The sequence below is a fragment of the Terriglobus sp. 2YAB30_2 genome (genome assembly GCF_052114765.1).
Lineage (GTDB): Bacteria > Acidobacteriota > Terriglobia > Terriglobales > Acidobacteriaceae > Terriglobus.
In genome coordinates, this window is sequence record NZ_JBFRFJ010000004.1 from 93,644 (window position 1) to 114,505 (window position 20,862).

At 56.4% G+C, this 20,862-nt stretch carries 16 protein-coding genes; 8 read left to right on the top strand and 8 right to left on the bottom strand.

Annotation, left to right across the window (positions count from 1 at the left end):
- Positions 1–263: 263 nt before the first annotated feature.
- Positions 264–449 carry a hypothetical protein gene (locus tag AB4Y89_RS08080; protein WP_442300407.1) on the top strand — a complete coding sequence of 62 codons (186 nt, stop codon included), beginning with the start codon at positions 264–266 and terminating at the stop codon, positions 447–449.
- Here AB4Y89_RS08080 and AB4Y89_RS08085 read toward each other — a convergent pair.
- Together AB4Y89_RS08085 and AB4Y89_RS08090 are read right to left on the bottom strand one after the other, a co-directional pair.
- The gene (locus AB4Y89_RS08085) at positions 421–2,346 is read right to left on the bottom strand and encodes an asparagine synthetase B family protein (protein WP_442300408.1); all 1,926 of its coding nucleotides are present in this window, start codon (positions 2,344–2,346) and stop codon (positions 421–423) included. The two genes, AB4Y89_RS08080 and AB4Y89_RS08085, sit on opposite strands and share 29 nt — an antisense overlap.
- On the bottom strand, positions 2,343–2,630 hold the full coding sequence (locus AB4Y89_RS08090; protein ID WP_442300409.1) for a PqqD family protein: 288 nt from the start codon (positions 2,628–2,630) through the stop codon (positions 2,343–2,345). The genes AB4Y89_RS08085 and AB4Y89_RS08090 overlap by 4 nt, the downstream gene beginning before the upstream one ends.
- Before the next feature lie 155 nt (positions 2,631–2,785).
- Here AB4Y89_RS08090 and AB4Y89_RS08095 point away from each other — a divergent pair, with 155 nt between their 5' ends.
- From AB4Y89_RS08095 to AB4Y89_RS08110, 4 genes are all read left to right on the top strand, one after another.
- A complete protein-coding gene (locus tag AB4Y89_RS08095; RefSeq protein WP_442300410.1) occupies positions 2,786–2,929 on the top strand; it encodes a hypothetical protein in 144 nt (47 codons plus the stop codon).
- A 77-nt stretch (positions 2,930–3,006) separates the two neighbouring features.
- A complete protein-coding gene (locus tag AB4Y89_RS08100; RefSeq protein WP_442300411.1) occupies positions 3,007–3,963 on the top strand; it encodes a hypothetical protein in 957 nt (318 codons plus the stop codon).
- The gene (locus AB4Y89_RS08105; RefSeq protein ID WP_442300412.1) at positions 3,960–6,038 is read left to right on the top strand and encodes a prenyltransferase/squalene oxidase repeat-containing protein; all 2,079 of its coding nucleotides are present in this window, start codon (positions 3,960–3,962) and stop codon (positions 6,036–6,038) included. The genes AB4Y89_RS08100 and AB4Y89_RS08105 overlap by 4 nt, the downstream gene beginning before the upstream one ends.
- Positions 6,035–6,259, top strand: coding sequence for a hypothetical protein (locus AB4Y89_RS08110; protein WP_442300413.1), 225 nt, complete (start codon positions 6,035–6,037; stop codon positions 6,257–6,259). Before AB4Y89_RS08105 ends, AB4Y89_RS08110 begins: the two co-directional genes overlap by 4 nt.
- Here AB4Y89_RS08110 and AB4Y89_RS08115 read toward each other — a convergent pair.
- Entirely contained in the window at positions 6,252–6,677 is a 426-nt protein-coding gene (locus AB4Y89_RS08115) for a lasso peptide biosynthesis B2 protein (protein WP_442300414.1), read from the bottom strand. The genes AB4Y89_RS08110 and AB4Y89_RS08115 overlap by 8 nt on opposite strands.
- A gap of 652 nt (positions 6,678–7,329) precedes the next feature.
- On the opposite strand from AB4Y89_RS08115, the gene AB4Y89_RS08120 reads away from it, so the two are divergent.
- From AB4Y89_RS08120 to AB4Y89_RS08130, 3 genes are all read left to right on the top strand, one after another.
- Positions 7,330–8,319 carry a substrate-binding domain-containing protein gene (locus tag AB4Y89_RS08120; RefSeq protein ID WP_442300415.1) on the top strand — a complete coding sequence of 330 codons (990 nt, stop codon included), beginning with the start codon at positions 7,330–7,332 and terminating at the stop codon, positions 8,317–8,319.
- A gap of 204 nt (positions 8,320–8,523) precedes the next feature.
- Positions 8,524–12,003 carry a TonB-dependent receptor domain-containing protein gene (locus tag AB4Y89_RS08125; protein WP_442300416.1) on the top strand — a complete coding sequence of 1,160 codons (3,480 nt, stop codon included), beginning with the start codon at positions 8,524–8,526 and terminating at the stop codon, positions 12,001–12,003.
- 322 nt (positions 12,004–12,325) lie between these two features.
- Entirely contained in the window at positions 12,326–14,449 is a 2,124-nt protein-coding gene (locus tag AB4Y89_RS08130) for a beta-galactosidase trimerization domain-containing protein (protein ID WP_442300417.1), read from the top strand.
- Positions 14,450–14,481: 32 nt separating this feature from the next.
- On the opposite strand, the gene AB4Y89_RS08135 is transcribed toward AB4Y89_RS08130, so the two are convergent.
- The 5 genes from AB4Y89_RS08135 to AB4Y89_RS08155 all read right to left on the bottom strand — a co-directional run bounded on the left by AB4Y89_RS08135 (position 14,482) and on the right by AB4Y89_RS08155 (position 20,807).
- A complete protein-coding gene (locus tag AB4Y89_RS08135; protein WP_442300418.1) occupies positions 14,482–14,934 on the bottom strand; it encodes a hypothetical protein in 453 nt (150 codons plus the stop codon).
- The gene (locus tag AB4Y89_RS08140) at positions 14,897–16,048 is read right to left on the bottom strand and encodes a sulfatase-like hydrolase/transferase (protein WP_442300419.1); all 1,152 of its coding nucleotides are present in this window, start codon (positions 16,046–16,048) and stop codon (positions 14,897–14,899) included. Before AB4Y89_RS08140 ends, AB4Y89_RS08135 begins: the two co-directional genes overlap by 38 nt.
- A gap of 397 nt (positions 16,049–16,445) precedes the next feature.
- Complete coding sequence (locus AB4Y89_RS08145; protein WP_442300420.1) at positions 16,446–17,399, bottom strand: hypothetical protein; 954 nt, start codon at positions 17,397–17,399, stop codon at positions 16,446–16,448.
- Between the two features lie 893 nt (positions 17,400–18,292).
- On the bottom strand, positions 18,293–18,598 hold the full coding sequence (locus tag AB4Y89_RS08150) for a hypothetical protein (protein WP_442300421.1): 306 nt from the start codon (positions 18,596–18,598) through the stop codon (positions 18,293–18,295).
- A gap of 367 nt (positions 18,599–18,965) precedes the next feature.
- Entirely contained in the window at positions 18,966–20,807 is a 1,842-nt protein-coding gene (locus AB4Y89_RS08155) for an ABC transporter ATP-binding protein (RefSeq protein WP_442300422.1), read from the bottom strand.
- Positions 20,808–20,862 lie beyond the last annotated feature (55 nt).

Sequence of the window (20,862 nt, forward strand, 5' to 3'; positions counted from 1 at the left end):
TCGGAAATCCTTGTATGCCTGGGCGTCGGGGACCATCCCTTCATTTCTCGACCATCTGTAGTCCCCTACCGGCATGCTCGTATACGTCGAGTGGGTGACATCGAGTCTGCGATTAAGAACGGCACTGCACGACCCAGGGAGAGAGCTTCCCGTCAAGTCGTTTCGAGAATGCAGGCAGGGCTCTTAGACTCAGCTTTTGTGGCTAATGAAGTCCGAGCGTTCTACAGGGAATGCGAAGGCCAGGGGCTACACAACTATGAGGAATGACCATCGGTGGCGTCCCTGGCCGCCATCCCGATAACTACGGCAACTTCGGCCGCGCTCCCTGGAGCGTAGCTCGGTGGTTTGCGCGCGGCCCTGAAAAGGCCAACTGCCGACGCATCGATCTCGTCCACCATTTCGGCTCGAACGTCCTGTCGCTTACGGGCTTTGGCTGGCAATCTCGTTGATAGAGGTCTTACAGCTCTCCGCATCACGGAGAAACTTGCCGACTGAAAGCGTCCGAAGAAATGTGTATCGGTAGCTACTAATCTTCTCGGAGTCGTCATCCTTCGGCCAGTTCTCCATCATGGAGCGCATGCGCGGGATATCGATCATGCCATTTACGGAAGGGGACTTCTCCAGTTTCCGTATCTCTTCCTGCAGTTGCGGCAAAGCCTTAGCCGCTTCGATATGCCAGTCGGTCGCCTGCAGGCCTTTCCGTGTTTCGTAGCGAACTTTTTTCGGCAAGCGATCGGCAAGACCATTCCGAAGCAGCGCAGACGGTAAACCGTCTCGCATCCACTCCGTCGCAGGAATGCTCATACAAAATTCCAGCAGCCGGCGATCGGTTGTCGGATCACGTTCGTCTACTCCCCAGGCGGCCAGGGTTCCTTTGCGAGTTGCAGCCAGGTCGCTTCGCTGCAAGAGGAACATTCTCCAACGGACATGATCTGCGGTAAAGGCAAACGGAGATGGAGGCGGCAACCCTCGACGCTTTTCCTTGTGGTCAGGATGCAAGAGATTAGGGAGGGGAGGACTCCTCTTTGCAGCCATGAGCAGAGTCCTGGGAATCCAGGGAGCGAAGGAACTCGCCAACAGAAGCTTCCTCGACATGCCACGCCGGTGAAGCGCCCGCGTTAACTGCCAAAGTTCGGACCACCGCCCGCTTGTGATCAACGCGGGCAGCATATCAAGTCCCCGATAGCTGATCGTGAAGTTCCCCAGACTTCCAGTGAGGAGGACTTTGATGTTCCTCCGCGCAACATCGTTATGAATCGCAGAAATCCAGGCGTTGTTGCAGAGATTCAGCAGGGGCTGCTGATACAGCGAGAAATGACTGTCCAACGAGTGCCAAGGAGATCGGCCCTCACTTGTTATCAGGACATGCTGAAGGTTCGGGTACAGTGCTGCCGTTGCCGCTGCGTGCGCACGTTCGTCGGAGAAGCGGTTATCGGGTTCTAAGGAACAGGGCTGCTGAGGGACAGACGTATATGCAACGATGCCGGCTCCGCGTTGTGCCTGCAACTGAGCGGCGGTGGCTGCTACGGAAGAACTGTCCAATCCACCGCTGAGGTGCGATGCCGCATCTCCGGCTCCACGCAACCTGCAGGCGACGGCGCGATTCAAGTGTTCTCGCAGGCCTTCGTAGTAATCCTCCGGACGCTTCAGCCGGAGCTCAGCAGGCGGTCTCCAGTGTTCAAAAGTCCTCTCACCACGGCCATCAATGCGAATAAAGTGGCCGGCCGGAACTCTGCGGATATGTTGGAAGGCGCTCCACTCGGTGACTTCAGCCGAGGCACGAGGAGCAATCTCCAGCATCTGTAACAAGCCTTCCTCGTTCGCTTCGCCCGGAACCTCAGCCAACGCGAGGAGTCCTATCGGCATAGAGGCGAATGCAAAGATCTTCTCGTTGGAATAGAAGTACAAAGGAAGAGCGCCTGCAACATCGCGGGCGAGTAGCCAGCTTTGGTCCAGCGAATTCCAGGCAGCAAAGCTGTAATCCCCAACAATGTACTGGAAGCAATCGGTTCCCCAGTGCGCTACTGCGTGAGCCACGATCGACGCATCACTCATCGCTGCCGCGTCGTTCGGGGTGATACGAAGGAGTTCAGTAAGCTCAGGCCGGTTGTCCAGCCGGACATCCGCGACAACGTGTGTGCGTCCCCCATCGGGCGAGATGGGCTGTGCCTGCATACCGTCTTCCGGAAGGATCTTGCGAAGGCAGTAGCCAGACGCAACCGCACCGTCCCCCCACAGCGTGCGTGCATCAGGACCGTAATGATGGAGCGCGGCCAGCACAGTTCCTAGTCGTGCCCTGGCTTCTGGCGCACCATCGCGGTGCCATAAGCCGGCGATCGCGCTCATCGCGGCGTATCTCCATCTAGAACCAGCCCCGCATCGAGCAGCCTGGACAGGATCTTCCGCACATCTTTCTCCGCAAGGATCGCGTCAACTCCGTAATGGCGCTGAACCAGGGCCACCATGGCATCCAATGTCATCCCTGCCTGTAGCGGCTCCATCAGAATTTGGGCTGCGCCGCGAATCCCGAAGAATTTGCCTGATCCATAGTCCATTAACACGTATTCACCGTTTGTCTCAACGGCTAGAACCTGCTCGGACAGGTGATAGATACTTTTGTCGTCGTTCACTCGCCCCCCATATCGGCACGTCAGTTATATGTCATCGAAGAGGACTCCCAGAACCTAAATACGAATCCTCATCAACCTCCCAATGGAGCGGAAAACAAGTTCTTGCAGTTGGAGAATAGATACCGTATGCTTGCGGCGAACACTCAGGAGATCCTATGCAGACAATACCCTCGGAAGAGGCGCGTCTCACCGCAAAACAGTCTCAGTTTGCGGAGTCGGAATTGGTGGAATACGGCAAGATTGAAGAGATCACTCAAGCCGCTAGCAGCGGTGCCAGCGACGGTAGTTCGTATTCCTAAACATCCGCCTCTTTCGCATAGGCATAAACACTTCATGCACTGACCTGTGGTCCTTTGCGTCGATTGCTACCAAGAGAATGCTCCATTACGGACTCAGCATTGACGAAGGGGAAGCTGCAACGCTTCCCGCTGACGCCGACGTGTCCTGGTCCCATTCCTGGGACCAGGCGGTTGCGGCTGATCTACTGAACGTAGACGTCGCAGCTACCGGCCCCATCCTTGAAGAGGACAAAACCTGGATCCAACACGATTTCGGGTCCGGCGGGAACGTTCGCTGCCGGTTTCGCGTGTCATTGGATGGCCGTGTCGTCAAGTCCTCAGCTCTGCCATCTGTTGCCCAGAGCAACTTGATAGAACTTCTTCTTGAGCCAGTGATGCGCACGGTCTTGTGCCGGTTGAACCTCCCCGCATTTCACGCTGCTGCTCTGGTAAAGGCCGGCGAGGCCATCCTTTTGATGGGTCCTAAGGGAGCTGGAAAATCGACCCTCTCTGCTGCACTACAGCGTTCAGGCTGGTCTCTGCTTGCTGATGATCTGGTGCGGGTGATCTGCTGTGACGAAAGCATAGTGCGTGCACTCCCCGGATTGCGTCGTAACAAACTACGCCTCGACAGCCTGCAGGCACTTGGACACTCACCCGAGACGGCTCAGGAGCGGTGGGCGAGGACGCTGCCAGGCGACTTCGACGAACAATGGGATGAAAAGCTATTGCTTCCTGCAGCAATCCCGGAAGACGAAAATGCCTCATTCCGGATTGCGGCTGCGATTTGTCTGCTTCCACGCAGCTTATCTCTCGGAAGCCCGGAAATACGAACGTTATCCGGCCAAAGTGCCGTGCTACACCTCGCCAGGCATCTGATCCGCGATCCATTGCCGCCTAATGCTCCACCTCTTGCTGCTGGACGGATGATGAGTCATCTGGTTTCTCAGGCCAGTATCCTGGAACTGCAGATGCCGGACAATCTTTCTCTTTTGAGGCAATCGGCAGAGGCATTTGCGAAGAGCTTACAGCTTTGCCTGTCGAAGCAGTCATGAGCGGCAGCAAGAACTCCTCGATCGTTGCTGGTCCCTTTCTAGCCGCCGAGGGATGTCTTCAGTTTCTTTGGCCCGTACTTTCCGGGTTTCATCTTGACGAACAAACGCGTGAGAGCATCCATCACGCCGCTCGACAGCTTGCGCCTATTCCGAGGCTGGCCCTTGAACTCAGATTGAATGCGGGAGCGCAAACTCCTGATCTGCACCAGATGGTGCAGCCATACGGCGACGACGATGATGCTCTCACGTGGTTCCTGCAAAGCCGTCCTTCGCTTCAGTATCCACCGCGGCTACGAGAATTTGTCGCGTCAGGAGAGAGCGACGACTCTCAGGCCAAGCCAACACGCGCTATCTTCTTCGAATGGGATTTCGATCGTTTGCATCAGCCGGCCTCGGTCTTTCTTCCCGTCGATGCCAAGTTCCCGGCCTTACCGGCACTGTCGCTCCATGATCTGCGGATGAGACAACTCCGGGCTCTGACGACAACTGGGCAAATTTCGGAAACCGCCGCGGCCAGCCAGGAGGCTCCTCCCTGGGCGCCTGCGATGCAGGACAATGTTTCAGTAAGTCACATCGGCTCCATGCCCTCGCGTGGTGATCTTCTAAGGGTCAACTATCGAAACGTACGCCAATCAAAGCTCGGTCTGCTGTTACAGGAAATCGCCTGGCCCGGAGAGACACAGCCTGCGTTCGAGTTATTCGACGAACTCGTCGAGATAGCGGACACCATCACGGTCGCCATCAACTTCATACACCGCCGCCCGACCAAAGATATCGGCTTCGAGATCATGTTCGATGAACAACCGTCTTCCGAACCGCGCTGGCAACAGTTGTTCATGCTCCTGGGGAAACTTGGAATCTGCTCCGAAGTGGAAGCCGCTTGCCTGCTGAAAGTTGACGGCCGGTTGTATCCCTATATGCCGAAACAAACGTGGCCGCTAAGTTGGTTACTGGCAACGGAACTCCGGTCAGGCGATGCAGTCCCGTATGTGGAGCGTGCACTGTCACACCTCAAGGTGACTCTCTCTGCCGAGGGAAAAATGATGGCGAAAGCGTATGTCAGTGCTCAGCATTGCTGGTCTGACACGCCACCAGCAGATCCGGTCGCCATTTCCACTTCGCATGCGCCCTGCCTGTCGGCCACTGTGAGCGCCGCGATCAAATTTCTATTAAGTCGCCAACACCAGAGCGGTTGGTGGACCGAGTTTCGAACAAACTTAGGCCCAAGCGACGAATGGGCCACGGCGTTTGTTGGTTATGCTCTAGGTTGCATCGACGATGCCGATGCACGCAGAGGGGCAGAGGATGCAGTCAACAAATTGCTGCGCCGTCAGCGAGCCGGTGGAGGGTGGGGTTGGAACGGCTGTCTACCTCCTGATGCAGACTCAACAGCATGGGCAGTGCATTTGTTCCGACGGATGGGCTATGAGGGGATGGCATTGGTACGCGCCATGCAGTTTATAAGCGCACACCTTTTGCAGTATGGCGGGATATCAACCTACCAAGCAGGCGTATCTGTTGAGTACCGCGGCCATGCGGCAAAAGAGAATGACGATGGGTGGCAGTCCGAACATCTCTGTACCGCGGCCAATGTAGCGCCTTTACTGGGACGCCTTCCCATGAGACGGCTCTGTGAAACCCAGAATGATGACGGCTCCTGGACGGCCTACTGGTGGCAGTGTCCTGCGTTGTCTACCGCTCTCGCGGCTGAGGCGCTCGCCTCCGTGACTGAGTATCGCGCATCGGTCGATCGTGCGATTCTCTGGGCCTGGTCCTACAGGCCATCCGCACCAAGTGCCTGGATCGATGCCTGGATCATACGGATATTGCGGCTGGGCAATGCGTCAGACCAGCAGGAAGCCCACCGCCGAGCTGAAGCGTTAGCCTGTCGTCAACTGGAGGACGGTAGCTGGCCGTCGGGTACAGACATCGTGAGTACTGACACCGACGACAGGAGTGGCGCCACTGCCCGCCATCTTGAGGAGCCCTACCGGATTTTTACAACGGCGGCTGTTTTGATGGCCCTCACAGCATTGGGGGTACAACCAACGACTGCAGAGGATACGCAACCATGACGCTAAAGCGCGTGCAGAATGCGATCCGATTTCTGGCAAGCCTCAGGTCAGGATCTATCACCGGTGCTCATGATCCAGCGCAGGTGATGGCTTTCGATGAAGATGCTCTTGTTGGTTACGCCGCATCGTGCGGTTATGAAGTGGATGCTGCTTCTATTGCAGAGGCATTTCGCGCGCGGATGCTGGTCCGTGAAGCCGAGCGGCGTAAAGCCGTCAAATGACCCGCGCGATCTCAGAATACTGAGTCGCTATCGCGCCACCGGTAACATCGACATCTCCTGCCTCAAGCCAGGCATGTGCCAGCAATTTTCTCTCCTCACCACAACGCACACCGAAGTGAATCACGCTCGACACGTCTCTCCGCTTGAGCATCATGCGCGCAGCCAGGGCTTGTGGAAGGCACTTTGATTCGAAGATCGCCACGCGAGACGCCCGTCGTACGACAACTGCCACCTCCTCCGCAATCCTGCGCTGTTCAGCGGCAAGTCCCTGGGCCGGTGATCGACCAGGACCGTTGGGCGGAACAACGACTCCAACCCACCCTGCCGCCGCGCGAAATGGGACAACAAGCAATGCCGCCCGTGTAGCGGCAAGCAGCAGGAAGGCCTCGGCGATCATGCTTTGCTCGTTCCATGGCATGTAGCAGAAATCTCGAATCTGCCTGAAAAGCTTAAACAAGCGCCGCTTCGAAAACGATGATGTCAGCGTTGTCATTTCGCTTCATCTCTTTACATGGCTTCAACGGTCGAATAGATACAGCACCATCTTAGTATCACGGCATCACGCTAGAGCGTCTTCTCTGTTGCTGGGCATCTCGGAAGAGCGTGCAGTGGCGTTTTCATTGCGCAAAATGCCCATAGTATGCGGAAGCCGTACACCGCACCCACAAGGAAAATGCTCATTACCTGAATGGCTTACAACTGAAACGAAACCTCCTGTCGCCCGCATGCCCGGAATTTCTCCTGATTGCTCCGGCTCATATGTGCGGAACCATACATGACACGCACAGGGAAATACGCTCACCGTCTCAAAAAGGGTATCCGCTGATTCCAAACTACTTAGCTTTCCTCATCCAAATTGGAGTAATATCTGGCTCCCACGCGAACGAGGACGTGGGTGTTCACCTACTGCGGAGGATAGAGGATTTTTCCTGTAGGTGTAGTACGGGGCTTGTGCATCTATGGGCGTTTTGCCCAATGAAAACGCCCGCTGCACGCTCCTCCCGGGATTCCGAGCAACAGGAAAAATGCTCTAGTGCTGTGCTTCACAACAGAAGTTCCGGAGGTTGACGATGATGACGTTGAGCAAACGGATTTTTTTAGCGCTTTTGACGGTGGTGCTTCCCTTGCTTACGGGCTGCACCCGGCATAGTAAGAACGAGCGGTATTACCTGATTGCCACAAACACGGAAGTGCCGTACTGGAAGTCGGCCGCGGCGGGGCTTGCAGCGGCGGGAGCGGAATATGGGGTCACGGTGGACACGCGTGGGCCAGCGGGTCTAAATCCTCAGGCCGAGGTGGATGAGTTCAAAGCAGCGGTGGCAAGCAAGCCTGCGGGGATTCTGGTCTCGGTGGCGAGCTCGAGCCTGATGGCGCCAGAGATCGATGCTGCCATCGCGGCAGGCATTCCGGTGATTACGATTGACTCGGATTCGCCGGAGAGCAAGCGGCTGTACTTCATTGGAACCAATAACCTTGAGGCGGGTAGGCTGGGCGGAAGGCGTCTGGCGGCGCGCCTGAATGGGAAAGGAAATGTCGTGTTCTTCACCAATCCGGGGCAGCCGAACCTTGAGGAGCGATTGAAGGGCTATCAGGACATCCTGAAGGATTTCAACGGGATCAAGACCGCGGAGGTCTATGACATTAAGGCGGATCCAGGTAAGGCGCTGGATCAGGCGATGGTGTACCTGGCGCGGACGGGTGCTGCCAAGATTGACGCGTTCATTTGCCTGGAATCAAGGTCCGGGGCGAACGTAGCCGAAGCCCTCAAGCGGCGGAGTGCGACCGACCGGGTGCTGATAGCGATGGATACGGACACCGATACGTTGCAGTTGGTGGGGGATGGAACGATTGATTCGACCATCGCCCAAAAGCCCTACACGATGGCCGTTCTGGGGCTGAAGGCATTGGACCAAGTCCATCACTACCCCGTGAAGCCAATGAGTGGAGACTATTTTCTGGATCCAAACTCTCCGTTCCCGGTGTTTGTCGATACGGGAGAGGCGCTGATCGATAAGACGAACCTGGATCCCATTTTGAGGAAACGAATCGCGAACCAGTAGACGGCGAGCGCCGGAAGGGTGAGAACTACTACCATGTTTTTGTAAAATATGCAATAATAACTAGCTGCAGCCTTGATACTTTGCGAGGGCTGCGTGGACAAACTGACGCACGGGGCGCTCCGCAGGCCCCGTTACTGCAACGCCCCAACAGCAACAGGACTGCGCACTCCGTACGAACGCTTGCCCAAGCGTCGAGGAGTGCCAATGAAAAATCCAGTCAGTCTGCTCAGCAAGATAACTTTTCTCTTAGGCGTAGTAGCCTTCATTCTTGCTCTCACATATCAAAGCGCATACGCCCAGGAGACCGGACAGATCTCAGGGACGGTAACCGACCCGTCGAGTGCGGTTGTTCCAAATGCCGCCGTCACCATCACGAACCTGGGAACAAATGCGGTTCGCTCCGTGGCGACTAACAGTGGCGGTACTTTTGTAGTCACGGGCTTGCAGCCCGCTACCTATGAGGTCGCTATTAAGGCCAGTGGTTTCCAAGCGTACACGACGCGTGTTGAGGTCACGGTTGCGGCCAAAGTAACGGCGGATGCCAAGTTATCGGTGACCCAAGCCACCAGCACCGTAGAGGTGACCGCTGAGGGGGGCGCACAGGTAAACACGCAGTCACAGGAGTTGTCGCAGATCGTAAATGCAACCCAGGTCTCGCAAATGCCTAGTCTTACGCGCAACGCTTACGACTTTGTAGCGCTCGCAGGCAACGTATCCGCCGGCGACAGTACAAACAGTGGAGATTCGAGAGGCGTTTCAGGCGGGTCGAGTGGAAATTCACAGAATGCTACCACGCGCGGCGTCGGATTCAATGTGAACGGCCAACGGTCCAGCGGTACTGAGATTCTTCTGGACGGTGTTGAAAACATCAGCGTCTTCACGGATGGCATAGGAGTCTATGTGCCGATCGATGCGACGCAGGAATTTCGTGTTCAGACCAGCAACTTTGAGCCTCAGTATGGTCGAGCATCGGGTGGAATCGTCAACGTGACAACGAAGAGTGGAACCAATGCATTCCACGGCACTCTATGGGAGTTCAACCGCCTTTCCGCCTACACATCGAATACGGTGTTGAATGCGCAGGCAGGTCAGCCCAAGGGAAAGTACACGCGTAATCAGTTTGGCTTTGCGGTGGGTGGACCCGTTGTCAAAGACAAGCTGTTCTTCTTCGGTAGCACGGAGTGGACCCGGGTCCGCAGTTCCGGAATCGCTTTTGCCGGAGTTCCCACGTCCCAGTTTCTTGCCCTTTCGGCGGCAAACACGCAAGCCTTCTTTACGGCTTACGCCGGCGGGAAGAACTTCAACTTCACGAACACCTACACTGCGGGGCAGCTTGGAATAACGGGGATCCCGGCCAGCACGCCGGCTTTTGGTGTCGTGGCGTATACCGCGCCGATCAACGCCGGCGGCAGTGTTCCGCAAAACACCTATAACATCGTCGGGCGGGCGGACTTCAACCCGAGCGACCGCACTCGGATGTTCTTCCGCTATGCAGACTATGAGGAGACAGATGCAAACGGTACATCGTTCGCGTCGCCTTACTCACAATACAACGTAGGCGCGGCCACCAGGGCTCGGGCCTATCTCCTGAGCGCATTTCACGAGTTCAGTCCCTCCGTGGCTTCGAGCACAAAGCTCAGCTTCAGCAGGTTCAACGCTCCCGTGACCTACGACACGAAATTACAGAACGTCCCAACGCTGATCGTTTCAGTGAATGCGCAGCTGCCAAAGACGAGTACGTTTATCCAACTGCCGGGCTTTTATGACTTCAACCCAGCGAATGGCGGCCTTCCGTTCGGCGGACCCCAAAACACGATCCAGATCAATCAGGATTTAAATGTGCAGAAGGGGAAACATTCCATGCAGTTTGGTGGACAGTATCTCTACCTGCAGGCCAATAACGCTTATGGTGCGTACGCGCAGGCCACAGAGCAGGTTGGCGTCAATCGGACGGCCGGATTGCAGAATCTGCTCACCGGCGATCTGTTCCAGTTCCAGGCCGCGGTGAATCCAAACGGCGCATTGCCCTGCGTACGCAATCCTTATACAGGCACGCTCACGCGGACCTCGGCCTGCTCCATCAACCTGCCGGCAACTCAACCCGTCTTTGCGCGCAGCAATCGTTTCCACGACTGGGCAGTTTACGCGCAAGACTCATACAAGCTGACGCCGAGGTTCACCTTTAATTATGGCGTGCGTTACGAGCACTATGGCGTGCAACACAACAACAAGAAGGATCTGGAGTCGAACTTCTACTATGGCTCGGGCGGAAATCTCTTCCAGAGCATTCGCAACGGTCAGGTATTTACCACGCCAAAGAGTCCTATTGGCGAACTATGGAAACCGCAGTGGGGCACGGTTTCGCCACGCGTCGGTTTCGCGTTTGACGTATTCGGGACAGGCCGGACTTCAATTCGTGGCGGCTTCGGCCTCAGCTACGAACGGAACTTCGGCAATGTCACCTTCAACGTGATTCAGAATCCCCCGAACTATGCTGTCGTCGTAGTCAACAATGTGCGTATTACTACCTCGAATGCTGGTCCGCTTGGTGGATCGTCGGGTAGTGTTCCGCTGCCACCCACCAGCTTGCGGCATGTGGATCAAAACATCCGCACGGCGCAGACGCAGTTCTGGGATGCGGCACTGGAGCAGCAGCTGGCACGCAATACGATGCTCTCGCTGCAGTATGCCGGCGCTCGCGGACTCCATCTCTATGACATCAAGAACATCAATGCCCTGGGTTCGGGCAATGTGCTTCTTGGCGACCCAAGAACAGATAGCAGTGGGAACACGGGGCTCACAAGGCTGACGAACCAATACTCCAACATCAATAACCGGGGCTCCAATGGCGACTCGTACTACCAGGCAATGAACATCCAGTTCCAAAGTACGAATCTCCACAACTCCGGGTTGAGCCTGGTGGCAAATTACACGCTCGCGCATCAGATAGACGATCTGAGCACGACATTCTCTGAGACCAACAACGCGTTCGCGCTTGGATATCTGCAGCCATTCAATCCCGGTTTCGATCGGGGCAACGGGGATCTCGACATCCGTCATCGTCTGGTGGTCGCCCCTATCTTCCGGACGCCTTCCTTTGCCGGCGGCAATCGCTTCATGGCGCAAACAGTGGGCGGTTGGCAGGTAACGGGTATCTATACTGTCCGCACGGGTACGCCGTTCACCTACTTCGACAGCACGAACAATAACAGCGGCTATCAAGTCGCGCGGTATACACCACTCGCCGGCAAGGTCCCACAACACACCTTCAAATCAATCCCGAATGGCCAGAATGGCGGCGGACTGAACAGCTACGTCATCGGCAACCTTCCGCCGGCCGTCTCCTTCTCTAATGCTGCGCTGGGCGGAATCTCCGATTGGGGCCCGTTCCCTGCGACCATGGTCTCCCGGAACAGCTTCCGCGGACCTGGCGCGTGGACCTTCGATGCGTCTGTCAGCAAGACCTTCCCCATTCATGAGAAGGTCAACATCGAGTTCCGTGCAGAAGGCTTCGATCTTCTCAACCATCACAATCTTTTCATCCAGCAAGGTCTGAATGATGTTGCTAACGTCAACCCGGGAGATCCTTTGCCGGTCACCGCGTCCAAGGGCGGTATCGGCAACAATAGTGGAGCCAACGACGAACGCCGCTTCGGTCAGTTCGCGCTGAAGATTAACTTCTAACCAGCTTTGATTTCGTCTGCAAAGACCGATGCCTTTCGCGAGAGGGGCATCGGTCTGAATTTCACCTTCCTGCTGCGCCGCAATATCTTGCGAGTCTCTACGAATCTCACCTACACCTTGCACTAAGTTTGCGTGTGAAGACGGAGCGACATTCGCCCTTCTTTGCACAGAAATGCTACAGTGGGGCCGCCGTCGTGCACCCATTGGAGCAACCGTGATAGATGATCGCAACGAAATCACCCGGAGAGACTTTCTTCTTTCTGCCACGATGATCACTGCATCCTCCGCGACTGGTCACTCGCAATCCTTTTTTGGTGCGTTGATGGAGCAGGACGCTAGCCGTCAGGGTCAGCCGAATGGCGGCTGGTACGACAGGCCCATGCGATGGGCTCAGATCGCTTTTGCCGAAGATGATCCTGGCAATTACGATCCGCAATTCTGGCTGGACTACTTTAAGCGTCTGCGCATTGATGCGGTGACTCTGAACGCCGGCGGAGCTGTTGCGTTCTATCCCACACAGGTTCCTTTTCACTATCGCAGCAAGTGGCTCAGGGATATGGATACCTTTGGCGACCTGCAGAGGAGTTGCCGCGCGCTCGGTATGGTCGTCGTTGCACGGACGGACGCTCATGCCTGCCATCAGGACGTCTATGACGCGCATCCGGATTGGATCATGGTGGGTGCGAACGGAGATAAGATTCGTCATCCGTCGGATAAAGACTTCTGGTTGACCTGCGCTCTGGGACCGTACAACTTCGACTTCATGACCGCAGTTCACGAAGAGATCATGACGAAGTACATGACCGGCGGCATCTTCACGAATCGATGGGCAGGATCGGGCATGTGTTACTGCGAGCATTGCCAACAGAACTTCCAGGCTTTTAGCGGCATGGCGCTTCCTCGCACCCACAATCCTCAGGATCCGGCGCGGCGGCAATACATCCTCTGGCGGCAGCAACGGCTCTTTGAGCTTTGGCGGCTGTGGAACGAAAGAATCCAGCGCATCAATCCCAACGCAAGCTACATTGCCAACGCAGGCGGCGGCGCCTTAAGCGAACTTGATATGAAGACGGTCGGCGACCTGGCGCCGACACTCTTCGCCGATCGTCAGGGACGATCAGGCCTTATGCCTTCCTGGGCCAACGGCAAGAACGGTAAAGAGTACCGCGCCACGCTGGGCCGCAAAGCGATCGTCGGCATCTTCAGCGTTGGACTGGAGGAGAAATACCGTTGGAAAGATTCTGTACAGAGTGACGACGAAATACGAATGTGGGTTGCGGATGGCATCGCGCATGATCTCCGCCCGTGGTTCACGAAGTTTGACTGCAAGGTGATCGATCCGCGCTGGATGCCCGTCGTGGAAGACATCTACAAGTGGCACGCAGCGAATGAGACCTACTTGCGTAACGAGCAGCCGCTTGCCAGGGTCGGTCTTGTGTACTCGCAACAGACTGCCACGTACTACGGAGGCGACGAAGCGCGCGCTAAAGTCGAGGACCCAAGTCTGGGTTTTTATCAGGCACTCGTCGAGGCGCGTATCCCATTTGAGATGGTTCACGACCATCTGCTCGATCCTGAGCACATCCGTCCATTCCGCACGCTTATCCTCCCCAATATCGCGGCACTCTCTGCCGAGCAGTGCAAACAGCTTGAGACGTTTGTGCGAGATGGCGGCGGCCTGATCGCCACCTATGAGACATCGCTGTATAACGAGTGGGGCGTTCGTCAGCCAAACTTTGGCCTCGCCTCTCTCTTCGGTGTTAATTACGCAGGCAGAGTGGAAGGCCCCATGAAGAACTCTTACTTGAGTCTGAAGAAAGACTCATCGGGGCAATTTCATCCTCTTCTGAAGGATTTCGAAAACGCCGTACGCATCATCAATGCTGTGAATCAGGTATCGGTCACCCCGGCGGGCGAAGGAACATATCCTTTGCAGGTGATCCCCACCTATCCGGATCTTCCGATGGAAGAGGTCTTTCCCCGCGAAGATGCGCCTGCTGGGCAGCCTGGCGCTATCGTTCGTCAGGTAGGCAAGGGGCGTGTGGTTTATCTGCCCGGCGACGTCGATCGAACGTTCTGGGAGACGTTGAACTTCGATCAGGCCAGGCTGCTCCGCAATGCGGTGCTCTGGGCAACGGATGAGCCCGCTCCGTTGACGGTCGAAGGGAAAGGTGTGCTGGATGTTTCCGTCTGGGAGCAGAAGAGCTCCATCACTGCCCACCTGGTGAACCTGACCAACCCCATGATGATGAAGGGCCCGGTACGCGAGATCATCCCAATCTCTGCGCAAAGGGTGAAAGTTCAAATCCCAGCCGGTCGCAAGGTGAAACAGGTAAAACTGCTGGTCGCGGGGACGAAGCCGAACTATACGCACCAGGAAGGATTTCTCCGGTTGGAGGTTCCATCCATCGCGTTACATGAGGTGGTTGCAATCGATCTCGTTTAACAGACAATTCTCAAATACTTTAGCCACGCTCTTTAGGGAGTTCGACGCGAACGAATGCCGGCGAGCTTCCGTTGCATCCTATCCACGATCTCCGGATGCTGGGTCGCAAGGTTGTGCATCTCGTGCGGATCAGCCTTGAGGTTGTAGAGCTCAGTCGCTGACTGTGGCGGAGTCTCTCGCGGAGCATCGCCCAGGATGGTATCGGGGATGTATCGGCCTTTTGGTTGAGGAGTGGTTCCAGGTCTTTGTGCCCGATCGATGAGTTTCCAGTCGCCTTCGATCAGTGCCAGACACTGTCCTTCTTCGACGAGAGATTGACGCCCGATCTTTGAACGCCCGAGGAGTGCGGGCAGTACGTTCTCGCTATCTCCCGCAGCGCCCTGAGGAACTCGTGTTCCGGTGAAGTTAGCCAGGCTTGCGGTGAGATCCAACTGACTGATGAGCGCATCAGAGACGCCGGATTTTACATTTCCTTTCCAGCGCACGATGAAGGGTATGCGTGTGCCACCTTCGGTGATGGTGTACTTGCCTCCACGCCAAGGACCGGCAGGCGGATGGCTGTCGGTATGATGGGTCCGCTCCATCATCGTAGCCGTCGTTAACAACGGGGCCGTTGTCGGAAGAGAAGATAACGATCGTATCTTCTTCAAGGTGCAGGCTCCTGAGCTTGTCGACGATGCGCCCGACGCTCCAATCGAGTTCATTCAATACATCGCACCGGATGCCGCAGGTATTTTTGTTGGCGAACTGCTCGTTCGGCATACGCGGTACGTGAATGTCGCTGGGTGTGAAGTACAGGAAGAATGGCTGGTTGTGGTTTTTCTCGATGAACTCGACGGCCTTGTCCGTGAACGTGGCTGCCATGTTCTCGTCTGTCCAGCGAGCTGACTTTCCTCCGGTCATAAAGCCGATTCGGCTAACGCCGTCGACGATCGTCCCATCATGTCCTTCACTCAGCTTCATCTTGAGAAGGTCTGGATTCTCCCGCCCCGTGGGATCGCTTCCGACCTTCGTGCGATACGAGACCTGGATCGGATCTGCCGGATCGAGTCCAACGACTCGGTGATCGTGGATATAGACCGTGGGTACACGGTCGGCTGTTGCAGCGAAGAAGAACGCTTCCTCAAAGCCCACTTCGCATGGTCCCGGCTCGATGGAAGTATTCCAATCAATGGTTCCGCTTCCCAGGCCGATGTGCCACTTGCCGACGAGCCCGGTTCTGTATCCGGCTTTCTTGAGGATCGACGCGATGGTTGGCTGATCCGGTTGGATCAGAAGCTTCGCATCGCCGGGGAGCACCTGGATTCCATCTCTCCGCCAAGCGTAACTGCCGGTGAGCAACGCGTAGCGGGAAGGGGTACAGGTCGCCGCATCACAGTGCGCGTTGGTGAACCGGAGTCCATCCTTCGCCAGCTCATCAATGTGCGGGGTCTTTACATCGTTTGCACCGTAGCAGCCTAGATCCCCGTAGCCGACATCGTCTGACAGGATGACAATGATGTTCGGTGGCCGCTTGCGGGCAGGAGCGCCGAAACCGCGTGCCGCCGCGGCGCCTGCCCCGGAGAGTGCGAGTAACTGAAGAAGTTGTCGACGGTCCATTCGCATGACACTGGAACGATACCAGCTAGCCAGACCATCGCGGCACCCGTATCAATCTCTTCTGAACGACCGTTGGACCTACACAAAAAAGGCCGTGCTACGCGATACCAACACTAAACCAGCGTCGTCGGGATTATTCCACGAATCGCTTCTAGCCAGATTTTTCCGGCATGAGCGCAAAACCGATGTTGGCGCGGGGGTACGTCAAACAGACGTCCCCCGACAACCGCTCCGTCAATGGGTCTCCATAGGCCGCGCGACTCGCTGGCCCCAACCGATCCGGATTCCTGAAACGATCGGATTCGAGGCCTCGCTCGATATAAGCATTCGGAAAATTCACCTTGCCCGGGGGGAAGGATATGTTTGAATATCCTGTATTCCATTATGATTTCCGCTCCTAGATCGAGTCCGCGCCCTCCGTTTGACTTTCCCAGACGTGGTCAAACATTGTGTCTGCCCAATGGCTGATCATCTCTGCGGTGCAGGGTGGAGCAAAACTCGGCTGACCTGAAATATCGAGATATTCCTTCTCATGGCTGTGCATTCGATAGAAGAAGCGTGAGGTACCATCGCGAAATTCGCGCGGCAGCCCCCACAAGAAATTGGCGGATTCGGTCAAAAGCCTTCTCTCTGCTTTAGTGAGAGATTGGGGCACTGCGGCCGAATCTGCAATTGTTGCCAGATCCGCAGCCGAAGGGTCCGTTCGGCGAAGGTTCAAAAGGCAAAGAACGCCCATCCCCATGCGAAAAGCGCTACGCGGGCCGAAATGACTCACGATATCGTTTAGCAACTTACAAGTCTCAGCGGAATACGTCACGTACGTGTTCATCAAAAGAAACAGGCGATGCATCGGCTCGATGGCCTCATGGAAGGCAAGACGCTCCACCGTGTTTGCGAACGACTCGACCAACGCAGATGCGATGACAAAGCGCTGCCCAGGATCCGTGATACCCGCTTCATCGAGCTCCGAGTCGATGTAGTGAGATCCGAATCCATGCAATGACTCGTGAAATACCACGTTCTTCGTCGCGAGGGAAAGCAGAACATGGTCCTCAATCTCGATGGTTGGTGTACGGCTCAACAACTGCTGAACTGGCGGCAGGGTAGAACGGTATGGAAGGGTCCTTTCTGAGAGCAATTCACCCAGCATCAGGAGCGGCGCGGCCTCGTAGTATTTTGCCAGTGGTGAACCGCCCGCGATAAAGCGATATCCCTTATCCAGGACACCTTTCCGGGTGTTTCGGAACAGCCGATTCTGGCTGACCAGAAATGGGTCACCGAAAATATCAGGTATTGCGTCCTTCGGCGCGTACTGCTGGTGAATCCATACGAGTTGTGCGAGATGTGCCATCTGTTTGTTCTCCTCGGGGCATTCACGGAGGGCGCGCTCGCACGCGCCCCTTGTATCTTTCAGAAGTGCGTACTAGCTGGATTTCCGACATCGGGTGCATGCTGGGCGTCGACATCAAGCCCAAGCCCAACATTACTTTTAGGTTTGGGGGTTGGCGCGGGGGTACGTCAAACAGATGTTTCCCGACACGCCAGAGCGCAGACCCCAAGCAGCGACCAAAACCGGGGCAAACATGTACGGGAAACCGCCTAGGATCGCAGCAGTGACCGGAAACCGCGCCAATGACGTTCCCGGGCGGAATTTTCTCGCGTTTGGGCGTACCCCCTCAATGGTCCATTCTTCTAGTGTCCAGGACGACCAGGGGTTCCTGCGGATCCGACTGTGGTTGTGTCACCATTACCGCCGTCGCTGGGGGTTTGGCTAAAGCGGTGATGGGTAAAATCGGATTCGGTGGAGGTTTCGCTTCCGTTCTGCGGCCCTCCCAGCCAGTCAGAACTACCCAACTGATCTGTGTAACTTCCTCCTATCGTCTTTTCCGAGCTGCTCGACGGTTTTTCAAAGTCTGTGCCTCCACTCAGGGACCCTTTGGGGGCCTTCTTTTCGTGCCCAGGGGTTTCGTCTCCCTTGGAAGGAGCGGCTCCGACGGAGGTTGTGTCCCCATTGCCGCCACTGCCGGTGCCGTTGGGGTTACCGGGTTGTCTTTCTTCAGTCTGAGGATTTCTAAAGCTGCCTTCCTCGCCCCCGTTTGCAGGAATCTTCTTTGAATCATTGGTAATGTTTGGGTTCGTGGCGGCGGTGCTGAGCCCTTCTGCTTGTATTTCGGACATGGCGGATCTCCACAGTTGCGTCATTCTTGGATTGGGTAAGGCGGACTTCTCCGGAGCCAGCTCTCCTCAGTGAGAGAGCTGGTAGCTGATCGCCTGGTATGCATCGGAGGCTGTCATCGGTTCGTCATTTTCATTCGGACTACAGAATGTTTCCAGGATCGGGGCCGCCCTCGTGAACTTTGGCCCGTATATGGCTGGCTCCGCGATGCAAACGCGAAATTGGGTAATCAAGCCTTGGAGGTCTGCGCCTAGTTGATCGAAGGTGGGTGACTGGTCTTTCTGGGCGGCAAGGTTCTTAGCACTTTCGGCGTTGTACTCCGGTGGGTCTTGGATTGTGTTTCGGGCGGTGGAATTCTTAGCGTTGTCGGTCATGAAGGATCTCCACTGTTGCATCGGGCAACACATGCATGCGGAGAGAAGCGGATTCGAGGACAACGATATCCAGGTGTAGACTTCCCGGAATTGGGGGTTGAGGACCAGCATCCCAGTTCCCCCTTGTTGTGTCAACGGTGCGAGGGGTTAATTTCTCAAGAGTAACCGGAATGGTTGCCTCAGTAAGGCGCTGCTGGAAAGTGACGCCTGAGCACTCTCCTGAGAGCCCGCAGGATCACAGCAAAGGTCCCTCCCACGACAACCGTGAATAAATACACAAGCCAAAACATACATCTCCTCGTTGCCCCCTTGCTTCGCGATAAAGCCGCGAAGCAAGGAGGCAATGAGGGAGTACTGCTCTCGAATGTTAGTAACTCACCACACTGTCTGAGAAATCAGATTCGTCATCTGTCGTGTCCTCATCGTCCACTACCAGGCCGAGTGCCTGTCGCTCAAACAGTCGTCTGTACGTGCCGCCTTCGCGTCGTACCAGTTCTTCGTGCGTTCCTTCTTCGACAACTCTTCCGCGTTCGAAGACGAGAATCCGGTCGAGCATTCGCACGGTTGAGAGGCGATGCGCGATCACGATCGATGTGCGGCCCGCCATTAGCCGCTCCATCGCCTCCTGAATCAGAGCCTCAGACTCTGAATCCAGACTTGAGGTCGCTTCATCCAGTACCAGCACCGGAGTGTTCGCTACGAACGCGCGCGCGAGCGCGACACGCTGCCGTTCACCACCGGAGAGCTTCACACCGCGTTCACCGACAAGCGTGTGATATCCCTTTGGCTGGCGCAGGATGAACTCATGCGCGTTGGCCAGCCGGGCTGCGTGCTCGATCTCCTCCATCGAAGCGTCCGGCCTTCCATAGGCAATGTTCTCCGCCAATGTGCGATGAAAGAGAATCGGCTCCTGCGGCACCAAGGCCATCTGCGCGCGCAACGAGTCCTGGGTCACGCGGGCAGTGTCCTGGCCGTCGACGACGATCTTTCCTCCATGTACGTCGTACAAGCGATGCAACAGCTTCACGAAGGTGGTCTTGCCAGATCCGGAGTGGCCTACAAGTCCCACGCGTTCTCCGGCACGGATCTTCAAGGAGAAATCCTGAAAGAGCGGCTCGGTGTGCATTCCATAGCGGAATGTCACGCGGTCGTAGGTGATCGCACCCTCTCGCACATGAATCGGCTTCGCATCGGCGCGGTCCATCACGCCGAGCGAATGCGAGTGGAACTCCACCATCTCCTCCATCTCGTTGGCGGCGCGTTGCAGGTTGCGCACATGCTGTCCAATGTCGCGCAGGTAAGCCTGCACGATGAAGTAGCTCGTCAACACGAAGGCTGCATCACCGGCGGTCGCTCGTCCGTGCCACCACAGCCATACCGCATAGAGCAGTACTGAGGTCCGCAATGCCTGCAGGAGAAGAGTCTGCAGGCTTCCGTTAAGCGTTGCCCGTATCCAGGTTCGCGAGGTACGGCTGCGCCACTTCTCCACGATCTTCGCCAGCCGGTAATCTTCCCGCCTTTCGGCTCCGAATGACTTCACGACGGCGTTGCATGTGATCGTATCTGCCATGGCTGCGCCGATCCGCGTGTCCTGCGCATTCGATAGCCGCGCTGCCGGGGCGACGTAGTACAGCGACAATGCTATGGAGACCGCGATGTACGCGACGGCGCCAACAGCCACGAGCACTCCCATGGTGAGCCAGTGCAGCCCAAGCAGCAGCGATGAGCCGACCAGTACCAGCAAGGCCGGCAGCATCTCCAGCAGCAGAATGTCGTCCATCACGTCCACGGCCCACATGCCGCGTGTGATTCGACGCACGATTGCGCCCGCGAAGTTATTCGCGTGCCAGTCCGTCGAAAACCGCTGCACTCGCCAGAAGGTCTCGCTGGCAAAACGGGTCATCAGCCGCAACGTCAGCCGGATAATCCCGGCCAGAGCCACGTAGCGTAGCACCGTAAGCACGATGCCGAGCAGCGCCATCATTGCGATCGCCTGCAGTGCGTTATGGAGCGCCAGTGCACGCAGGGATGCGTGCATCGCGATTGCATCTACGAGTTTGCCCGCATAGATGGGCATCAGCAGGTCAGCGGCTGTGGCGAAGATCATGCAGAGCGCCACCCACACGACCATCCACCGTTCGCGGCGCCAGTGACGGAATAAGAAAGCCAGTACTTCGCGCATTGCGTTTTTACTGGAATGTTCGTTCATAAGGACTCCCAGAGGAATCAAAAGGCCACGGATATCCGCAGGCCAATCAAGGTTG

Bases quoted from the DNA above. Each gene is read 5' to 3' on its own strand.
- AB4Y89_RS08080 (WP_442300407.1), top strand. From the start codon at position 264: ATGACCATCGGTGGCGTCCCTGGCCGCCATCCCGATAACTACGGCAAC.
- AB4Y89_RS08085 (WP_442300408.1), bottom strand. From the start codon at position 2,346: ATGAGCGCGATCGCCGGCTTATGGCACCGCGATGGTGCGCCAGAAGCC.
- AB4Y89_RS08095 (WP_442300410.1), top strand. From the start codon at position 2,786: ATGCAGACAATACCCTCGGAAGAGGCGCGTCTCACCGCAAAACAGTCT.
- AB4Y89_RS08100 (WP_442300411.1), top strand. From the start codon at position 3,007: ATGCTCCATTACGGACTCAGCATTGACGAAGGGGAAGCTGCAACGCTT.
- AB4Y89_RS08105 (WP_442300412.1), top strand. From the start codon at position 3,960: ATGAGCGGCAGCAAGAACTCCTCGATCGTTGCTGGTCCCTTTCTAGCC.
- AB4Y89_RS08110 (WP_442300413.1), top strand. From the start codon at position 6,035: ATGACGCTAAAGCGCGTGCAGAATGCGATCCGATTTCTGGCAAGCCTC.
- AB4Y89_RS08115 (WP_442300414.1), bottom strand. From the start codon at position 6,677: ATGCCATGGAACGAGCAAAGCATGATCGCCGAGGCCTTCCTGCTGCTT.
- AB4Y89_RS08120 (WP_442300415.1), top strand. From the start codon at position 7,330: ATGATGACGTTGAGCAAACGGATTTTTTTAGCGCTTTTGACGGTGGTG.
- AB4Y89_RS08125 (WP_442300416.1), top strand. From the start codon at position 8,524: ATGAAAAATCCAGTCAGTCTGCTCAGCAAGATAACTTTTCTCTTAGGC.
- AB4Y89_RS08130 (WP_442300417.1), top strand. From the start codon at position 12,326: ATGGAGCAGGACGCTAGCCGTCAGGGTCAGCCGAATGGCGGCTGGTAC.
- AB4Y89_RS08140 (WP_442300419.1), bottom strand. From the start codon at position 16,048: ATGGACCGTCGACAACTTCTTCAGTTACTCGCACTCTCCGGGGCAGGC.
- AB4Y89_RS08145 (WP_442300420.1), bottom strand. From the start codon at position 17,399: ATGGCACATCTCGCACAACTCGTATGGATTCACCAGCAGTACGCGCCG.
- AB4Y89_RS08150 (WP_442300421.1), bottom strand. From the start codon at position 18,598: ATGACCGACAACGCTAAGAATTCCACCGCCCGAAACACAATCCAAGAC.
- AB4Y89_RS08155 (WP_442300422.1), bottom strand. From the start codon at position 20,807: ATGAACGAACATTCCAGTAAAAACGCAATGCGCGAAGTACTGGCTTTC.